Source organism: Arcicella sp. LKC2W (genome assembly GCF_034931005.1).
Classification (GTDB): domain Bacteria; phylum Bacteroidota; class Bacteroidia; order Cytophagales; family Spirosomataceae; genus Arcicella.
On sequence record NZ_JAYGIN010000002.1, the window covers coordinates 254393 to 274016 of the forward strand.

11 protein-coding genes are annotated in these 19624 nt (G+C 37.1%); 10 read left to right on the plus strand and 1 reads right to left on the minus strand.

Annotated features, from left to right (window positions below):
* Positions 1 to 276: 276 nt before the first annotated feature.
* The 4 genes from rpoB (at position 277) to ftsA (ending at position 11099) form a co-directional block, all read left to right on the plus strand.
* The gene (rpoB, locus tag VB796_RS02950; protein ID WP_323345013.1) at positions 277 to 4137 is read left to right on the plus strand and encodes a DNA-directed RNA polymerase subunit beta; all 3861 of its coding nucleotides are present in this window, start codon (positions 277 to 279) and stop codon (positions 4135 to 4137) included.
* A 109-nt stretch (positions 4138 to 4246) separates the two neighbouring features.
* A complete protein-coding gene (rpoC, locus tag VB796_RS02955; RefSeq protein ID WP_323345014.1) occupies positions 4247 to 8581 on the plus strand; it encodes a DNA-directed RNA polymerase subunit beta' in 4335 nt (1444 codons plus the stop codon).
* 286 nt (positions 8582 to 8867) lie between these two features.
* Positions 8868 to 9632, plus strand: coding sequence for a cell division protein FtsQ/DivIB (locus tag VB796_RS02960; protein WP_323345015.1), 765 nt, complete (start codon positions 8868 to 8870; stop codon positions 9630 to 9632).
* Positions 9633 to 9713: 81 nt separating this feature from the next.
* Positions 9714 to 11099, plus strand: a complete 1386-nt coding sequence (ftsA, locus tag VB796_RS02965) for a cell division protein FtsA (RefSeq protein WP_323345016.1) — start codon at positions 9714 to 9716, stop codon at positions 11097 to 11099.
* A gap of 120 nt (positions 11100 to 11219) precedes the next feature.
* Here the strand turns inward: ftsA and VB796_RS02970 are convergent, their stop codons facing one another.
* Positions 11220 to 11639 carry a nucleoside-diphosphate kinase gene (locus VB796_RS02970; protein ID WP_323345017.1) on the minus strand — a complete coding sequence of 140 codons (420 nt, stop codon included), beginning with the start codon at positions 11637 to 11639 and terminating at the stop codon, positions 11220 to 11222.
* A gap of 197 nt (positions 11640 to 11836) precedes the next feature.
* On the opposite strand from VB796_RS02970, the gene VB796_RS02975 reads away from it, so the two are divergent.
* The 6 genes from VB796_RS02975 (at position 11837) to VB796_RS03000 (ending at position 19212) form a co-directional block, all read left to right on the plus strand.
* Positions 11837 to 12862 (plus strand): bifunctional oligoribonuclease/PAP phosphatase NrnA, encoded by a 1026-nt coding sequence (locus tag VB796_RS02975; RefSeq protein ID WP_323345018.1) that lies wholly within the window; start codon positions 11837 to 11839, stop codon positions 12860 to 12862.
* Positions 12863 to 12944: 82 nt separating this feature from the next.
* A complete protein-coding gene (locus VB796_RS02980) occupies positions 12945 to 13811 on the plus strand; it encodes an FKBP-type peptidyl-prolyl cis-trans isomerase (protein WP_323345019.1) in 867 nt (288 codons plus the stop codon).
* A gap of 182 nt (positions 13812 to 13993) precedes the next feature.
* Positions 13994 to 14902, plus strand: a complete 909-nt coding sequence (locus VB796_RS02985) for an FKBP-type peptidyl-prolyl cis-trans isomerase (RefSeq protein WP_323345020.1) — start codon at positions 13994 to 13996, stop codon at positions 14900 to 14902.
* 12 nt (positions 14903 to 14914) lie between these two features.
* Positions 14915 to 15784, plus strand: a complete 870-nt coding sequence (locus VB796_RS02990) for an FKBP-type peptidyl-prolyl cis-trans isomerase (protein WP_323345021.1) — start codon at positions 14915 to 14917, stop codon at positions 15782 to 15784.
* 65 nt (positions 15785 to 15849) lie between these two features.
* Positions 15850 to 16425, plus strand: coding sequence for a non-canonical purine NTP diphosphatase (locus tag VB796_RS02995; protein WP_323345022.1), 576 nt, complete (start codon positions 15850 to 15852; stop codon positions 16423 to 16425).
* Between the two features lie 246 nt (positions 16426 to 16671).
* Positions 16672 to 19212 (plus strand): DUF5686 and carboxypeptidase-like regulatory domain-containing protein, encoded by a 2541-nt coding sequence (locus tag VB796_RS03000; protein WP_323345023.1) that lies wholly within the window; start codon positions 16672 to 16674, stop codon positions 19210 to 19212.
* Positions 19213 to 19624 lie beyond the last annotated feature (412 nt).

Genomic DNA, 19624 nt, shown 5'->3' on the forward strand with positions numbered 1-19624 from the left:
GCAGGCTGATTTGCAACGTTTTTACAGACAAATCAGTTTATAAAAAGTAATCGTTTCTGAAACACCTCTTTTTTTCGTAGGAAAGAAGCAAAGGGAAACGAGATGCTCACTTCTACGAGGCTCCATTTTTTCGGGCGTTTTGCCCTGTTATTGGCTATTAATTATGCGTTATTAGTTATTTACAATTCAATTTTAGTGAATTCTTAAACTAATAACCAATAATCAGTTTCCAATAACCAAACTCAAACTTCAAAACAGTAAAAAGCCTTGACACAGATGACAAAAACAGGCAGAATTAGTTTTGCCAAAGTCAAAAACTTACTCGAGTACCCAGATTTCTTGGATATTCAGGTGAAGTCGTTTCAGGATTTCTTCCAGTTGGAAACCGCAGCCGAAAATCGTACCGATGAAGGTCTTTTCAAAGTATTCGCTGAGAACTTTCCCATTGCGGATTCTCGTGAAAACTTCGTCCTTCACTTTATTGATTATTCAGTTGACCCTCCGAAATACTCAGTTGATGAGTGTATCGACCGTGGATTGACGTACTCAGTGCCTTTAAAAGCGAAGTTACGTCTTATCTGTAACGATACCGACAACGAAGATTTCGAAACCATCGAGCAGGAAGTATTCTTAGGAAATATTCCGTACATGACCGAGCGTGGTTCGTTCGTAATCAACGGAGCTGAACGTGTTATCGTATCTCAATTACACCGTTCTCCAGGGGTGTTCTTCTCACAAAGTCGCCACACAAACGGAACAAAATTGTATTCGGCTCGTATCATTCCATTCAAAGGTTCTTGGATTGAATTTGCTACGGACGTAAACAGCGTAATGTACGCATACATTGACCGTAAGAAGAAGTTTCCAGTAACAACGCTTTTACGTGCTATTGGTTATGGTTCTGACAAAGACATTTTGGATTTGTTCGGTCTTTCTGAAGAAATTAAAGCTGACCAAACTAACTTGAAAAAAGCCGTTGGTCGTCGTTTGGCGGCAAGGGTTTTAAGAACTTGGCAAGAAGATTTCGTAGATGAAGATACAGGTGAAGTAGTTTCTATCGACCGTAACGAGGTTTTGATGGAGCGTGATTCAACCATTACTGCTGGTGACATCGAAACAATTCTTGATGCTGGTTTAGACACAATCATTCTTCACAAAGAAGATATGAACGTGAATGATTACAACATCATTTATAATACGTTACAAAAAGATTCATCGAACTCTGAGAAAGAAGCGGTTGAGCAAATCTACCGTCAATTACGTAATACAGAGGCACCCGATGAACAAACGGCTCGTGATATTATCCAAAACTTGTTCTTCTCTGATAAACGTTATGATTTAGGAGAAGTTGGTCGTTACAGAATCAACAAGAAATTGGGTCACGATATTCCGATGGAAACGAAAGTTTTAACGAAATCAGATATTATCTCAATCGTTAAATACTTAATCGGACTTATCAACTCGAAAGCTGTTGTCGATGATATTGACCACTTGTCTAACCGTCGTGTTCGTACAGTTGGTGAACAATTATACGCTCAGTTTGGTGTTGGTTTGGCTCGTATGGCTCGTACTATCAAAGAACGTATGAACGTTCGTGATAACGAAGACTTTAAACCAGTTGATTTGATTAACGCACGTACATTATCGTCGGTAATTAACTCATTCTTTGGAACAAACCAGTTATCACAGTTCATGGATCAAACAAACCCATTGGCGGAGATTACGCACAAGCGTCGTCTTTCAGCACTTGGGCCAGGTGGTCTTTCTCGTGAGCGTGCAGGTTTTGAGGTTCGTGACGTTCACTATACCCACTACGGTCGTTTGTGTACCATTGAAACTCCAGAAGGTCCAAACATTGGTTTGATTTCATCACTTTGTGTTCACGCCAAAATTAACTCGATGGGCTTTATTGAAACGCCTTATCGTACAATTGAGGACGGAAAAATCAAAGTTGAGGAAATTACTTATTTGACCGCAGAAGAAGAAGACGGCAAAAACATTGTACAGGCAAATGCTCGTTACAACGAACAAGGCGTTTTTGAATCAAATCTTGTAAAAGCTCGTTTTGAAGGTGACTTCCCATTGGTTGACCCAAATAGTGCTCAATTGATGGATATTGCACCAAACCAAATTGTATCGGTAGCGGCTTCATTGATTCCTTTCTTGGAGCATGATGATGCCAACCGTGCGTTGATGGGTTCAAACATGCAACGTCAAGCAGTACCATTGTTACGTCCAGAAGCTCCAATTGTGGGTACTGGTTTGGAAGCAAGTGTTGCTCTTGACTCTCGTACATTAGTAGTTGCAGAAGCAGACGGTGTTATCGAATACGTGGATTCTATCAAAATCATTGTAAAATATGATATGTCTCCAGAAGAGTATTTGGTAAGTTTTGAAGGAGATACGAAGGAATACAAAATGATTAAATTCCGTCGTACCAACCAAGATACTACTATCAACTTGAAGCCAATCGTTCGTAAAGGTCAGCGTGTTAATAAAGGACAAGCACTTTGCGAAGGTTATGCAACACAACAAGGAGAATTAGCATTAGGTCGTAACATGAAAGTTGCCTTCATGCCTTGGCAAGGATACAACTTTGAAGATGCGATTGTAATTTCTGAGCGTGTAGTACGTGACGATATTTTTACTTCTATTCACATTGAAGAATTTGAATTGGAAGTACGTGATACAAAACGTGGAGAAGAAGAATTAACAGCGGAGATTCCAAACGTAGCTGAAGAAACAGTGAAAAACTTGGATGAAAGCGGTGTTATTCGTGTAGGTTCTGATGTAAAAGAAGGCGATATTTTGATTGGTAAGATTACACCAAAAGGAGAATCTGACCCAACACCAGAAGAAAAACTTCTTCGTGCAATCTTCGGAGATAAAGCAGGTGATGTAAAAGATGCTTCTAAAAAAGCACCTCCATCATTGAAAGGAGTTGTAATTGATACAAAACTTTTCAGCCGTCCAAAGAAAGATAAAGACGAACGTGAGAAAGCGAAGAAAGAAATCGCTGCTTTATCTAAACAACTATCAAAAGATTTGACAGCCATCCGTGCAAAGATGATTGGCAAAATGGTAGAATTGTTAGAAAATAAAGTTTCAGGTGGTATCAAACATAAATTCGGAACGGTAATTATTGAAGCAGGTGTTAAAATGTCAGCTCGTAACATCGAGGAGGCTTTATTCCCAGCTAAAAACCTTTACCGTGATGATAGTTCATATAGCGTTCCAGAAGAAGCAAACTTAATTGCAGACTTAATCTTGGAAAATGCTACTGAAGATGCAGATACTAACGTTTTATTATTGCAAATGGTGAAAAACTACAACGTTCGTCGTAACGAAGTAGTAGGTCGCTACAAGCGTGAGAAATTCGTATTGGAAGTAGGAGACGAACTTCCAGCGGGTATCGTGAAATTAGCAAAAGTATATATCGCTAAGAAACGTAAATTGAAAGTAGGTGATAAGATGGCGGGTCGTCACGGTAACAAAGGGGTTGTTGCCCGTATTGTACGTGATGAAGATATGCCATTCTTAGAAGACGGAACACCAATGGACATCGTGTTGAACCCACTTGGGGTACCTTCACGTATGAACATCGGTCAGATTTATGAAACCGTATTAGCATGGGCTGGTGAGAAATTGGGTCGTAAGTACGCAACACCAATCTTTGACGGTGCATCATCTACTGAAGTTGCTAAAGAATTAGAAGAAGCAGGTTTACCAGCATGGGGACGTACTTATTTGTACAATGGTTTAACGGGAGATATGTTCGACCAACCAATTACAGTAGGTATTATCTATATGTTGAAACTTGGTCACTTAGTTGATGATAAAATGCACGCCCGTTCAATCGGACCGTACTCATTAATCACTCAACAACCATTAGGTGGTAAAGCTCAGTTCGGTGGTCAGCGTTTTGGAGAGATGGAGGTTTGGGCATTAGAAGCATTTGGTGCAGCTAATATCTTACAAGAAATCTTAACGGTTAAATCTGATGACGTGATTGGTAGAGCAAAAGCCTACGAAGCCATCGTTAAAGGAGAAGCCATGCCAAAACCAGGTATTCCAGAATCATTCAACGTATTGATTCACGAATTAAGAGGTTTAGCTCTTGAAATTACATTAGAGTAATTTCAGTGAACAATTATCAGTAAGCAGATAATGCAAAAACTGTTTACTGATAATTGCCAACTGTTTACTGAAAATATTAGAACCATTTTCAACACAAACAAACACGAAAATGTCATTCAAAAAGAATAGAAAATTAAATAGTGATTTTCAAAAAGTAACCATCTCTTTAGCATCGCCCGAATCAATCCTTGAAGGCTCGCACGGAGAAGTTACTCAACCTGAAACTATCAATTACCGTACTTACAAGCCTGAAATGGGCGGTTTGTTCTGTGAAAGAATTTTCGGGCCAACAAAAGACTGGGAATGTCACTGTGGCAAATACAAGCGTATTCGCTATAAAGGTATCATCTGCGACCGTTGTGGTGTAGAAGTTACCGAGAAAAAAGTACGTCGTGAGCGTATGGGACACATCGAATTAGTTGTGCCTGTTGCCCACATTTGGTACTTCCGTAGTTTACCAAACAAAATCGGTTATTTGTTAGGTCTATCTACGAAAAAACTTGACCAAGTAATTTATTACGAAAGATACGTAGTAGTTCAAGCTGGTGTTAAGGCAGAAGACGGTGTAAACAAAATGGACTTCTTAACAGAAGACGAATATTTGGACATTATCGACAAATTGCCTCGTGAAAACCAATTGTTACCAGACGAAGACCCTCAGAAATTCATCGCTAAGATGGGTGCTGAAGCTTTGGATATGTTGTTGAAACGTACTGAATTAGATAACTTATCTTATACATTACGTCACTCGGCTGCAAATGATACTTCTCAACAACGTAAGGCAGAAGCCTTGAAACGTTTGAAAGTAGTTGAAGCATTCCGTGAAGCAGGTACTCGTATTGAAAACCGCCCAGAATGGATGGTTATCAAGATGGTTCCAGTAATTCCACCAGAATTACGTCCGCTTGTGCCTTTAGATGGTGGTCGTTTTGCGACTTCGGATTTGAACGACCTTTACCGTCGTGTAATTATCCGTAATAACCGTTTGAAGCGTCTAATCGAAATCAAAGCTCCTGAAGTAATCTTACGTAACGAAAAACGTATGTTACAAGAAGCTGTCGATTCATTATTCGATAACTCACGTAAAGTAAATGCGGTACGTTCAGAAGGTAACCGTGCCTTGAAATCACTTTCAGATATGTTGAAAGGAAAGCAAGGTCGTTTCCGTCAAAACTTATTAGGTAAACGTGTCGATTATTCTGGTCGTTCGGTAATCGTAGTAGGTCCTGAATTGAAAATGCACGAATGTGGTCTTCCAAAAGACATGGCAGCGGAGCTTTTCAAGCCATTTGTTATCAGAAAATTGATTGAAAGAGGAATCGTGAAAACGGTAAAATCTGCCAAGAAAATTGTTGATAGAAAAGACCCAGTAGTTTGGGATATTTTGGAAAACGTAATGAAAGGACACCCAGTTCTTCTAAACCGTGCCCCAACGCTTCACCGTTTGGGTATCCAAGCATTCCAACCTAAATTAATTGAAGGAAAAGCAATCCAATTGCACCCATTAACTTGTACGGCATTTAACGCCGATTTTGATGGTGACCAGATGGCGGTACACGTACCACTCGGACAGGAAGCAATCTTGGAAGCCTCTCTTCTAATGTTAGGTTCACACAACATTTTGAACCCTGCCAATGGTGCTCCTATTACAGTACCATCTCAGGATATGGTTCTTGGTTTATACTACGTAACGAAAGGACGTAGAAACGCACCAGAATATGAAGTGAAAGGTGAAGGAATGAAATTCTATGGTTTTGAAGAAGTTGTTATCGGTATGAATGAAGGCGTTGTTTCTAAACACGCAAATATTACTGTAAAAACAAACGTTCGTCAAGAAGATGGTACATTGAAATCTCAAATGGTAGAAACCGTAGCAGGTCGTGTATTATTTAACCTTTGCGTTCCAGAAGAAGTAGGATATATCAATGAATTGTTGACAAAGAAAAAATTACAACAAATCATTGCTCAAGTATTCAAGATTTCAGGCGTGGCTCGTACCGCTAAATTCTTGGATGATATTAAAGAATTAGGTTATCAAATGGCATTTAAAGGTGGTCTTTCAATGGGTCTTGGCGATATTATCGTTCCAGAAGAAAAAGCTGACCTTGTAGTAAAAGCCAAAGCTGATGTTGCTTCGGTAACAGAAAACTATTTGATGGGTTTAATCACAGATAACGAACGTTACAACGCCGTTATTGACATTTGGACAAAGGTAAACTCGAAAATTACGGATACCTTGATGAAACAAATGGAGAATGACAAACAAGGTTTCAATGCCATCTTTATGATGATGCACTCTGGAGCTCGTGGTTCTCGTGAACAGATTCGTCAGTTAGGTGGTATGCGTGGTTTGATGGCAAAACCTCAGAAGAACTTAGCTGGTTCGGTAGGTGAAATCATCGAAAACCCAATTCTTTCTAACTTTAAAGAAGGACTTGACGTACTTGAATACTTTATCTCAACGCACGGTGCTCGTAAGGGTCTTGCCGATACTGCCTTGAAAACTGCCGATGCGGGTTATTTAACTCGTCGTTTGCATGACGTAGCTCAAGACGTAATTGTTAATGAAGATGACTGTGGTACATTAAGAGGTATTCAGATTGCAGCGTTGAAAGACAACGAGGAAATCATCGAACCATTATCAGAACGTATCTTAGGTCGTGTTTCTATCCATGATGTGTATGACCCAATCACGGGTGCATTATTAATCACAGCAGGAGAAGAAATCAGCGAAGAAGCAGCTCTTTCAGTAGATGATACAGCGATTGATTCACTTGAAATTCGTTCAGTATTAACTTGCGAAACTCGTAGTGGAGTTTGTGCTAAGTGTTATGGACGTAACCTTTCAACAGGTAGAATGGTAGGTATCGGTGAAGCCGTAGGTGTAATTGCCTCACAGTCAATCGGTGAACCAGGAACACAGCTTACACTTCGTACATTCCACGTTGGGGGTACAGCCCAAAACGTAACCTTAGATGCTGCTATCAAAGCTAAATTTGACGGTATCATTAAGTTTGAAGAAGTTCGTACCGTTGGTTCTGTTGATGCAGAAGGAAATGCAGTTGATATTGTTATGGGACGTTCGGGTGAGGTTCAAATCTTGAATGCAGCTAATCCTCAACAAGTATTTATTGCCAATAACGTACCTTACGGTTCTTATTTAAGAGTAAAAGACGGACAGACGATTACAAAAGGAGAAGAGATTTGTGCTTGGGACCCTTATAACGCTGTAATCCTTTCAGAAGTTGAAGGTAAAGCAGAATTTGATGCCATCGAAGAAAACGTTACTTACAAAGAAGAAGCCGATGAACAAACAGGTCTTCGTGAGAAAGTAATCATTGAATCAAAAGATAAAACGAAAAACCCTACTATCTTAATTAACGTAAAAGGTGCTGATGAACCAGTAGCTTACAACGTACCAGTAGCGGCTCGTTTAGCAATTGAAAATGGAGCGAAAATTAAACCAGGTCAAATCTTGGCGAAAATTCCACGTGCGGCAGGTAAAACTCGTGACATTACGGGTGGTCTTCCACGTGTAACGGAATTATTCGAAGCTCGTAATCCATCTAACCCAGCGGTTGTATCTGAAATTGACGGTGTAGTAACTTTAGGTGGTATCAAGCGTGGTAATCGTGAAATTTACATCCGTGCAAAAGATGGTGCTGAACGTAAATATCTTGTACCATTATCGAAACACATCCTTGTACAAAACAATGACTTTGTGCGTGCAGGTGTGCCACTTTCAGATGGAGCTATCACACCTTCAGACATTTTGGCAATCAAAGGACCAACTGCTGTACAAGAGTATTTGGTAAATGAAATCCAAGACGTTTACCGTCTTCAAGGTGTGAAGATTAACGATAAACACATTGAGTCTATCGTTCGTCAAATGATGCAAAAAGTAATTATCGTAGAATCAGGAGATACCATGTTCTTGAATGGACAAAATGTTGACAGATTCTTATTCCGTGAAGAAAACGATAAAATCATGGATAAGAAAGTGGTTATGGATGCAGGTGATTCAGACAAAATGAAAGAAGGTATGATTGTATCGGCACGCTCTTTACGTGATGAAAACTCATCATTAAAACGTCGTGACTTGAAAATCGTAACTGTTCGTGATGCTTCACCAGCGGTTTCACAGCCAAACTTGCAAGGTATCACCCAAGCATCTTTAGGTACAGATTCATTCATCTCAGCGGCATCATTCCAAGAGACGACTAAAGTATTGTCAGAAGCATCAATCCGTGCGAAAGCAGATACATTAGATGGCTTGAAAGAAAACGTAATCGTTGGTCACTTAATCCCAGCGGGAACAGGTGTACGCAAGTATGCAGACTACGTAATTACTTCAAAAGAAGAATTGCAACAAGTAGAAGCAGCCAAAGAAGCAAAAGCAGCCGAGAGAGTAGGAAACTACCGCAAAGCTCGTTGGTCGGTATAATATAAAAGTATAGTTTAGCGTTAGAAGCTAAACGAATCAAGCCCTCAGGTTAATTTCTGAGGGCTTTTTCATTAAAAATAAATTTAGCGTGAAAAAAGATAAAAGTCCAGCGTATTTTCTTAAACAAAATACTCAACACAAGAAATAACTCTATCTTCTCCACATTTTCCCTTTTAATAAAAAATTATAAAATTTCAGCTATTTTTTTTTAATTTCGTATAGTTTTGAACAGATTAGGAATTTAGATGAAAAAATATTAGCATCTTTACAGTCCAATCTATTATTATTGATTGTCTTGAAATCCTTACTGAAGTTTAAAAAATGGATATGGTTCGCAGTGTTAGCTTGTCTTTCACTCTCACTTGTGGTTTTTGCAAAAAATATCCACCGTCTTCAGAAGTGCAAAAAAATCAATGTAGAAATTGTTGGTAACAACGAAAACCGCCTAATAACACCCCAAGAAATATATTCACTAATAGCCCCAACCATTGTTGATAGCCCTGAAGGAAAACCTTTTGATAGGATAAACTTTAAGAAAATTGAAAACAGAGTGCGAGCCAATAGACTCGTCAAAAATTGTCAAGTTCACCGTGATTTAAGCGGAGAATTGACAGTAGATATCGAAGAACACACCCCAATCGCAAGAATAGTAAGTAACAATAAACCAGATGATTACGTAACAGAAAGTGGAGAGTTAATAGGAGTTTCACCACACTATACCGTAAGAACTTTATTATTGTCAGGTAGTTATTTTGAACAAACTCAAAGTCTCAAAGAACCGAAAAGTAAGCCCATTATCGACCTTGTTAGGGCGATTAATGAAGATACTTTTTGGAAAGCACAAATTTCACAATTAGTAGTTGAAATTGACGGCGGGATTACACTCGTTCCAGAAATTGGTAATCACCAAATTGAATTTGGAATGGGTATAGAGATTGAAGCAAAATTTAAAAAATTAAAAATATTATATAAAGAAATCCTACCCTCGAAAGGTTGGGATAAGTATAAGAAGATTAGCGTTAAATATAGAAATCAGATTGTGTGTGAGTAACAGTGGTTAGACTTTTGGTATTGGGTAATTAACTTACCCCAATCCCTGATGCCTAATCCCTAAATTAAAACTACCCCTCCCATGAGTGAAATAATTGTAGGACTTGACATAGGCAGTAAGCAGGTGAATGTCGTAGCGGGCAGACTTGACCATTTGGGCAAGCTGGAAATACTTGGTTTGGGAAAAGCAGATACTACTGGACACGTATCCAAAGGTGTCGTTTTGAATGTCAATAGGACAATTGAGGCTGTTCAATCCGCCATTGAACAAGTTGAAAATCAAGCAAATATTCATATTAGAGGTGTCTTTGCAAGTGTTGCAGGGCCTAATATTCATAGTATAAAACATCGTTCAGCCATTACTCGTCAAACTGAAGGAGAAGAAGTAACAGTAACCGATGTTGACCAAGTAGCAAATGATGCCAAACGTACCTTTATCTCTAAAGGTAATGCCATTGTGCATACTCTTCCGCAAGAATATTTTGTGGACTCAATTGGTAATATCTATGACCCCGTAGGTATTAGTGGTTTAAAGTTACAGTGTGATTTTATGATGATAACATCACCACAAGTTGAGTTTGACAAAACCAAAAGATGTATTGAGAGTGCAAAAGGAAAGATGGAAATAGAAGGAGGTTTAGTATTTTCTCCTTTGGCAGCATCTTTGGCGGTACTAACTCCCCAAGAAAAAAAGAGTGGAGTTTGTTTAGTTGATATTGGTAGCGGAATGACTGAAATAGTCATTTTCCATAAAGGGATTGTGCGTCATATAGCAGTATTGCCATTTGCTGGAGATTCTATCACGGCAGATATAGAGCAAGGATGTGGTATTTCAACCGAACACGCAGAACAATTAAAAGTAAAGTTTGGCTGTGCCGTTGCCGACGAAATTCCAGTAGAAGAAGTAGTATCAATTCCAGGAATAAATGGACGTAAAACAAAAACCATTTCAATCAAAAATGTTGGGATTATTATCGAAGAACGATTGAAAGAAATCGTAGCTTTGGTAGAAGCTGAAATTAGTCGTTGTGGTTACGGAAATCGTTTGAATTGTGGAATTGTGTTAACAGGTGGAAGCGTACAAATGTCGTACATTGACGAGCTATTTGAGCGTGTAACAGGACGTGATGTAAGAATTGGACATCCTAATGAGAATTTAGGAAAAACCCTTACCGAAGAAATCAAAAATCCGACTTATGCAACGGCTGTTGGGTTGGTTTGGAAAGGAATAAAAGACATTGATGAGCGTGAGGATATTTACAAAGAATTACGTAAAGATGCTCCGCCAATTATAGTTCCTCTTCCAATTGCACCAGCTGCAAGCAATGGAAATACAGGAAAGAAAGAAAGAGAATCAAAAAAGACTGGTGGAGGTTGGAATTTTTTCGGAAGTATTAAAAAAGTAGCTGGAAAAATAATCGGAGAGGATTTGGGAGATTCAGATGCTTACGATAAAGATAAAGCATAAACAGATTTCAGTAAACAGTTATCAATTATCAGTAAATTATAAATTGATTATTGAACTTCAATTCAAGAAATAATTTTTTAAACTGATAACTGATAACTGATAACTGATAACTGATAAAAATTAAAACTGTTCTAAACCTGCAAAGAAGAATGAGCCTTCAATGGCTGCATTCTCATCAGAATCTGAACCGTGAATGGCATTTGCACTTAATGATTTAGCAAATAATTTACGAATAGTTCCCTCATCCGCCTTAGTTGGGTCAGTTGCACCAATCAATTTACGGAAGTCCGCCACTGCGTTTTCTTTCTCCAAAATCATAGGAACAATTGTTCCAGAAGACATATATTCACACAAATCTGGATAGAATGGTCTTTCTGCATGAACTGCATAAAATTCACCCGCACGAGTTTGTGTCAATAACGTTTTCTTCATTGCCACGATTCGGAAGCCAGCCTCCTCAATCATTTTAATAATTGCCCCAGAATTACCATCTGCTACCGCATCAGGTTTAATCATCGTGAATGTTCTGTTAGTTGCCATGAATTGGTCTTTAAGTTGTAATATGTATTTTTTTTACAAAATTACGTAACCTAAACTGTTTTAGAAACGTTACCGTCTTTTTTATGAAGATTTCTCCCTAACTTTGTTCTTCATTTTTTGGTTTTAGATTATTAGATTGCTTTCATTGCGTATATCTTAATGTTAGGGTCTATTAATTGCAACCGCTATCGATACAAATGCAAAATCTGGAAGCCTTTCGTGAGTTAATCAGCACGCCTCGAAACATTGTTATTACTACTCATTTTAAACCTGATGCTGATGCACTGGGTTCGTCGTTAGGTTTGGCGGGCTATCTCAAAAAGAAAGGGCATAAAGTTACCGTAATAACGCCTTCTGACTATCCGAAATTTATTGCTTGGATGGCTGGGAATGAAGATGTTATTAATTATGAAGAATATAAACTTCGTGGGAAAACAAATCATGCCATTGCCAATGCTGATATTATTTTTTGCCTTGACTTTTCGGTTTTGGCTCGTATAGAAGCAATGGCAGAACCAGTGCGACAATCAAAGGCGATAAAAGTGATGATTGACCATCATACTTTTCCCGAAGATTTTGCTCAGTTTGTTTATCATGATACCAAAGCTGCTGCTACGGCTCAGCTCATATTTCAGTTAATTGAACTATTGGGGGATAAGGATTTATTGGATGTTAATATATGCGAATGTCTATACGCAGGAATTATGACTGATACTGGTTCGTTCCGTCATCCAAGCACAACCCCAGCAGTGCATCGTATTGCGGCTGATATTATGGAATTGGGTGTAAATACCAATCTTATTCACAGGCGAATTTATGATAGCTCTACGATGGAACGTATGAAGTTTTTAGGATATGTCTTATCTGAAAAATTAGTGGTACTTCCAGCATATAGAGTTGCCTATTTTACAGTTACAGCAGAAGAGTTGAAAAGATTTAACTCGCAAACAGGAGATACCGAAGGAATTGTAAATTATGGTTTACAAATTGATGGCGTTGTAATGTCTGTGATAATTGTGGATAGACCCGAAGCCGTAAAAATGTCATTCCGTTCGGTTGAAGAATTTGCCGTTAACCAAATAGCCTCAAAACATTTTAGCGGAGGTGGACACAAAAATGCTTCAGGTGGCAAAACAACAGGAATAGGTTTAGAAGCAACCGTTGAAAAATTATTAAGTATTTTACCAGAATATCAAGAAAGTCTTTTGGCGGTGAAGAGTTAGTTATGGGTTCTCAATTCCTAATAACCAGTGACCAATAACGGATAACCAGTAATAAACAACTAACGAATAAAAAACAGAAAAAATGTTAAAAAAACTAAGTGTAGTAATGCTTGCTGCCAGTGTATTGGTAGGCTGTAACAAAAATCGTGTAGAAGTAAAAGAAGGTGTGAAAATCCAGATTCATAGCCATGATGATAATGCTAAAAAATTAAAAGAAGGTGATATTGTATCTTTTTTAATTCGTATTAAAACAGGTTCAGATTCACTTCTTCAAGAGTCAATAGACGTAACAAAGCCTGCACGTGATATGGTTCAACCTGTTGGACAGGCTGGATATAAAGGTTCGTTGCAAGATGGTTTACGTTTGTTATCAGTAGGAGACAGTGCAACAATTTATGTTCCAGTTGATTCAATTGCAAAAGCAGGTGGTCAATTACCTCCATTCTTGAAAAAAGGTACAGACATCAAATATTCAATCAAAATCTTGAAAGTACAGTCAAAAGCCGAATTTGAAAAAGACATGGCTGCTGAACAAGCAAAAGCTAAAGTAGAATCTGAAACTCGTAAAGCACAGTTGCCACAATTGATTGCTGATTATGTCAAAAAAACAGGTTTAGCATTCAAGACTACTGCTTCGGGTTTACAATATACAGTTGCACAAGAAGGAGCTGGTAATAGCCCTAAAAATGGAGACGTTTGTAAGTGTAATTATGTAGGTAAATTCTTAGATGGAAAAATCTTCGATCAAAATAAAGGAATTGATATGCCAATCGGTGGTATGATTCCAGGTTTCAACGAAGCATTGATGTTAATGAAAAAAGGTGGAAAAGCAACATTCGTTATTCCTCCAGCTATCGGTTATGGAGAGCAAGGTGGCGGACCAATCCCAGGAAATACTCCTTTAGTATTTGAGGTTGAATTGTTAGATTTCAAACCAGCAGGACAATAATTTTATAGGGATTAGGTTGATGAATTGAGGACTTAGTTATGTCATAATAATTATTTAAACCTCAATCCAGAGCCTAATCCTTTTCTTTTTAACAGTTTTTAACGCCAATATTCGCAATCAAATTCGTTATTTTGCGTTTTATATAAAAACTAAAATTAAGTCTCTGTTACTGAGATAATATAATGAAAATCAGATTATTACAAAGTATAGCGTTAGGGGTATTAATTTACTCGTTGAGTTCTTGTCTCTCAAAAGTAGTTTTGGAAGATGACCTTATTGTACAACAAAATGAGGCTAAAATTCAGCAGTATATCAGTAGCCAAAAGCTAACCATGCAAAAGGCTACTAATGGAGCGTATTATACCATCACCAAGTCGAACCCTACGGGAAGACAACTGATTTATGGAGATACAGTACGTTTGCATTATGTTATTAAATCATTAACGGATAGTGTTATTGCCAGTTCGTCGGTTGCTAAAAATCAGCCATTTGTATTTTATCATAATGGAGGTAATACAAATATCTTTCTAAAAATGCTACCGCAAATGCGTGAAGGAGAGCAAGCTACCTTTATTTTGCCTTCTGAGTTAGCAGGTGGAACTCAAGGTTTTCCTAATTTGCCAGCAAACTCCCCAGTAAGATGTGACATTACATTTTTCAAAACATACGGTGAAGAGCAAGATATTGATGCCTATGTGGCACAAAATAAAATCAGTGTAACTGAAAAAGTAGAGGTAGTAAGTACAACAACAGGATACACCAATAATGTTCGTTATATCAGAGTAAAGGACGGAGCAGCAGATTTAGTGACGGGAAAAGTAGCCAAATTGAAATATACAGGAAGACTTTTGAACGGTTATGTTTTTGACAGTAATGTTAGTAGAACAGACTCCTTGAATTATACAGTGGGAGGTACTAATTCATTTGTACAGGGTTTTTTAGTGGGAGTAGCCAAAATGAGACTTGGAGAGAAAGCAACAATCATATTTCCTTCAGGATTGGGATATGGAAGAACAGGAAGTGGAAGTAAAGTGCCAGGGGAGTCCCCTCTAATTTTTGATATTGAAATTGTAGCCTTGAAAGATAAATAAACACAACAAATTATGAACAGAAGTATCATTTATATATTTTTAGTAAGTATCATCGGTTTTTTGAGTGCTTGTGGAGTTGAAAGTACATTGCCCAGTACCGAAGTCTCAGCAGAGACATTAGCTAAAATTACTGCTTATGGTACGGCACAAGGAATCACATTTACAAAATCTCCAGAGTCAATCTTTTATAAGATAACGACCTCAAATCCTACTGGAAGAGTTCCACAATTAAATGAATATGCTAAAGTTCATTATGTCTTCTCAAAATTAGATGGAACAATTGTAGATAGTACAGGTCTAAATCGTAAAATACCATTTACCTTTTTGTACTCAACTTCTGCATCTTCACTACCTAATTATGGTATTTCTTTTATGAAAGAGGGTGAGTCGGCAGTATTTGTATTTCCAGTGACTTCAAATTCAAGTGAGCCTATCGCAATGAAAGTAACTTTGCTATCAACACGCAATGAAACAGAGCAAATTGATGAATATGTGAAAACTAATTTTGTAGGATTCCCAATTAAAAAAACTGCTTCGGGTTTGAATTATTTCTTAACAAAAACCAGTGTTTCGGGAGATACTGCCAAAACTGGAAAAACAGCAACAGTAACCTATACAGGTAAGTTTTTATACCAATATAGAGCAGCAGATTCAAATGGATTTCCGATTTATACGGATAAATTTGACTCAGGAAGCCTTTCGCTCCTTGTTGGAGGAGGAGGATTTGTTGCAGGTTTTGAAGAAGCAACAAAACTCATGAAAGTTGGCGATAAAGGAACATTTATATTTCCATCGTCTTTAGGTTATGGAACAGCAGGGAGAAGTACGATACCTGGTTATACCCCATTATTGTTTGAGATAGAAGTAACAGCAGTAAAATAAAAAAACTTATTAAATTCAAAATTAAGCCTTCTCAGTAATGAGGAGGCTTTTTTCCGTTTTAAAATATGAAAACAACACTATGTTTCGCTACGAATAACGCCCATAAATTAGAAGAAATACAAGCTATTTTGGGTGGAACGTTTCATTTATTAAGCCTAAAAGATATTAATTGTAACGAAGAATTACCAGAAACGGGTAATACTTTAGAAGCCAACTCACTACAAAAAGCCCAATACTTATACGACCATTATCAAGTAAATTGTTTTGCCGATGATTCTGGATTGGAGGTCAATGCTTTAAATGGAGAACCTGGGGTTTATTCAGCACGTTATGCAGGAGAGCAACGTAGCCATTCAGATAATATCAATTTTCTTTTAAAGAATTTATCAGGTAAATCTGACCGTTCTGCTCAATTTAGAACGGTAATAACACTTATTCAGAATGGAGAAATATGTCAATTTGAGGGAGTAATAAAAGGACAAATCATTGAAGACTTGAGAGGAACAGATGGGTTTGGTTATGACCCTGTCTTTAAACCAGAAGGTTTTGAAAGAACATTTGCAGAAATGTCTTTGGAAGAAAAAGGTAAAATATCGCACCGAGCAAAGGCTTTTGAAAAGTTAGTAGATTTTTTGAAATAGTTTTTGGTAGGAAAAATCTATAAAAGAGATAAAAAAGGGAAGATACCCTAAAAAAACGTTTATTCACTCAAATATTTGATATTTGGAATGATATACAAGATTAAGGTGTGGGGGGAAAGTATAGATAAGTTGTCAGATAAGTACGACCAAATTGTAAAGTATGGCGAAAGCTATTAACTTAGATATAACAAAGACTAAATTGCTTACTAAACTCTTCATAATATTATAATGACTCATCAAAAAATTATGAAGCTACTTATATCCTGTATAGTAGCTTTTACACATCAAACAATTTTTGCTCAATTTACCATTTCAGGACGAATAACAGATGCTAAAAATGGTGACCCTCTGCCATTTGCATCAGTAGGTTTAAAAGGATTAAATGTAGGAACTCAAACTAACTTTGATGGTGTTTATACTATCAAAACTAAATTTCTTTCTGATTCAATTTATGTAAGTACCGTTAATTACAAGAAGAAATCTAAAGCTATTGATAAGACTGCGACCACGCAAACAATTGACTTTCAGATGCAAGCTGAAGCCAAATCATTGGATGAGGTGGTCGTCTATTCGGGTGAAAATCCTGCCTTCAAGATTTTAAGAAAACTGCGTGAAAATGCTGAACAAAATGACCGCAAACGGTTAACTGCTTTTGAGTACGATTCATATTCAAAAATGGAGTTAGACGTAGATAATATTTCCGATAAATTCAAGGAAAAAAAGGTCATGAAGCAAATTCAGGGAGCGATTGAAAAGTTTGAAAAAATAGCAGGGGAAGATGGTAAAGCGGTTATTCCAACTTTTATTTCTGAAACACTTTCTAAATTCTACTTCCGTGAAACACCTAACCGTAAGAAAGAGATTGTGCAAAAAAATAATATCAAGGGCGTAGGTGTAAAAGAAGGGAGTTTTATTTCTCAATTAGTGGGAGGGAATATATTTGCCAACTATAATTTTTACGATAATTATGTGCCATTTTTGGGTAAAGACATTATTTCGCCCGTTGGTAGTAACTGGAAAGGAACTTATACCTGGTATATTTCTGATACCACAGACGTGGATGGTCATGTTTGTTATGGAATGGAGTTTGACCCCAAAAATGATAAAGATTTAGTCTTTGTTGGAAAAGCATATATTGATACCACATCGTATGCACTTGTACAAATAGACGCAACTATTGGAAAGCAAGCTAATATCAACTTTATTGATAAAATTAAGATTTCTCAGGAATTAGAAAAAACAGAAGAAGGGGCATGGTTACCAGCTAAAACACGGTTTTTGATTGATATTGCCGAAATTTCTAAAAACTCGGCAGGAATGTTATTGAAAATGTATATTTCCAATAAAAACTTTGTCATAAATAAACCTCGAGATTTATCTTTTTATGATTTACCTGTTGAAGTCGCAGAAGATTCCAAAGAGCCAGACCCTAATTTTTGGCTAAATGCACGTCATGAATCACTTTCTGCCCAAGATATTCTTGCTGCCAAGTTGATTGACACCGTGAGAAATGTGCCGATTGTAAAAACGTACATTGAAATTGCAGAAATTATAGCAAGTGGCTATAAACGTTTTGGAAATAAGTTTGCCGTTGGTCCTTATATTAATCTTTTTGCATTGAACTCGGAAGAAGGACTTCGTACTCGTTTTGGATTTAAAACTTTAGCAGGTTTTGATAAAAAATGGATATTGAAAGGTTGGCTTGGATTTGGGACAAAAGATTTAGTTTTTAAATATGGCGGAGAGGTTGATTACATCTTATCACGTCGGCATTGGACAGTAGCTGGAATTAAACACAGCTATGACCTCGAACGCATTGGATTGACACCTGAATTGATAGGTGATAATAAAATTTTCTACGCATTTACTCGTTGGGGACGTTTCACAGGAGCATATTATCGTCGAGAGAGTGAAATATTTTTGAAGACAGAACCCTCTAAGGGTTTATCTTTTAATATCGCCTTTACCACTCGTAATTTTGACCCATTATTTAACTTTCAGTTTAGAACAAAACCAGAGTTAGGGCCAAGGTCACCATCTTTAGATGGCTATGATGATAGTTTTATTACTGTTGAAGCACGTTTTGCCAAGAATGAAACCTTTTTAATGGACGGCAATGAACGTATATCATTGGGTTCAAAAAGAGTTCCAGTTGTTTCTATTGCATATCAACAAGGCTTTAAGGGAATATTAGGTAGTAATTTTAACTACCAACGCATTACTGCCAAAATTTATCAATCCTTTCGTTTAGGTTCTTTTGGGCGTTCTGACTATACTGTTCAAGCTGGTTATATCCCTTCAGATTTACCTGCTCCACTTTTGTTCCCACATTTAGGGAACCAGACATTTTTTTATAATAGAGCCGCTTTCAACACCATGCACTTTTTTGAATTTGTAAGTGATAAGTTTGTTTCATTAAATTATAATCACAATTTTGAAGGATTACTTTTCAATCGTATTCCAGCCATTAGACAATTGAAATGGCGTTTGATAGCATCAGCCAATGTATTATTTGGTAGCCAACGTCAACAAAACCTTGACTTGATGAAAGAAGCTATACCTGTAATCAATCCCCGTCATAAGGATGGGAAGTTGCTTCCAAGATATAATTTTTCAGCTCTTGACCCCAACATTCCATATATAGAAGTTGGGTATGGCATCGACAACATTTTTAAAATATTTAGGTTACAGGCTTTTCACCGTCTAACCTATCTTGACCACATATCACCAAATGGAGAGTTGCCAAAATCTTTTGCGTTAAAAGCTTCTGTACATTTTTCTTTCTAAGAAAAATATAATAGCTTTACAAAATTCTCCTTCTCTTGCTTGTATTTATAACACGTATGAGGGGGAGTTTTTTTGTGGGGAGTTCAATGGACTTAAGAGTTCCTATAGAACAATAGTAGCTTATATTTCAGAGATAAGAAATGATAGATGGTGTATTAAAAACGAATTTCACTTTATTCGTATCTAATTGAGTAACTGTAGTTTTTTTGATATTTAATTTATTTGATTGTACGTTTTTCATGATTTTGATATTTATGAGTTAATATTTTAGTTTTCTATTAATTTATATTTTAGAGATAAGAAATGATAGATGGTGTATTAAAAACGAATTTCACTTTATTCGTATCTAATTGAGTAACTGTAGTTTTTTTGATATTTAATTTATTTGATTGTACGTTTTTCATGATTTTGA

What these genes read in the sequence shown, in the direction of transcription:
- VB796_RS02990 (WP_323345021.1), top strand. Translation starts at nt 14,915, where the DNA reads ATGAACAGAAGTATCATTTATATATTTTTAGTAAGTATCATCGGTTTT.
- ftsA (WP_323345016.1), top strand. Translation starts at nt 9,714, where the DNA reads ATGAGTGAAATAATTGTAGGACTTGACATAGGCAGTAAGCAGGTGAAT.
- rpoC (WP_323345014.1), top strand. Translation starts at nt 4,247, where the DNA reads ATGTCATTCAAAAAGAATAGAAAATTAAATAGTGATTTTCAAAAAGTA.
- rpoB (WP_323345013.1), top strand. Translation starts at nt 277, where the DNA reads ATGACAAAAACAGGCAGAATTAGTTTTGCCAAAGTCAAAAACTTACTC.
- VB796_RS02985 (WP_323345020.1), top strand. Translation starts at nt 13,994, where the DNA reads ATGAAAATCAGATTATTACAAAGTATAGCGTTAGGGGTATTAATTTAC.
- VB796_RS02970 (WP_323345017.1), bottom strand. Translation starts at nt 11,639, where the DNA reads ATGGCAACTAACAGAACATTCACGATGATTAAACCTGATGCGGTAGCA.
- VB796_RS02975 (WP_323345018.1), top strand. Translation starts at nt 11,837, where the DNA reads ATGCAAAATCTGGAAGCCTTTCGTGAGTTAATCAGCACGCCTCGAAAC.
- VB796_RS03000 (WP_323345023.1), top strand. Translation starts at nt 16,672, where the DNA reads ATGAAGCTACTTATATCCTGTATAGTAGCTTTTACACATCAAACAATT.
- VB796_RS02980 (WP_323345019.1), top strand. Translation starts at nt 12,945, where the DNA reads ATGTTAAAAAAACTAAGTGTAGTAATGCTTGCTGCCAGTGTATTGGTA.
- VB796_RS02995 (WP_323345022.1), top strand. Translation starts at nt 15,850, where the DNA reads ATGAAAACAACACTATGTTTCGCTACGAATAACGCCCATAAATTAGAA.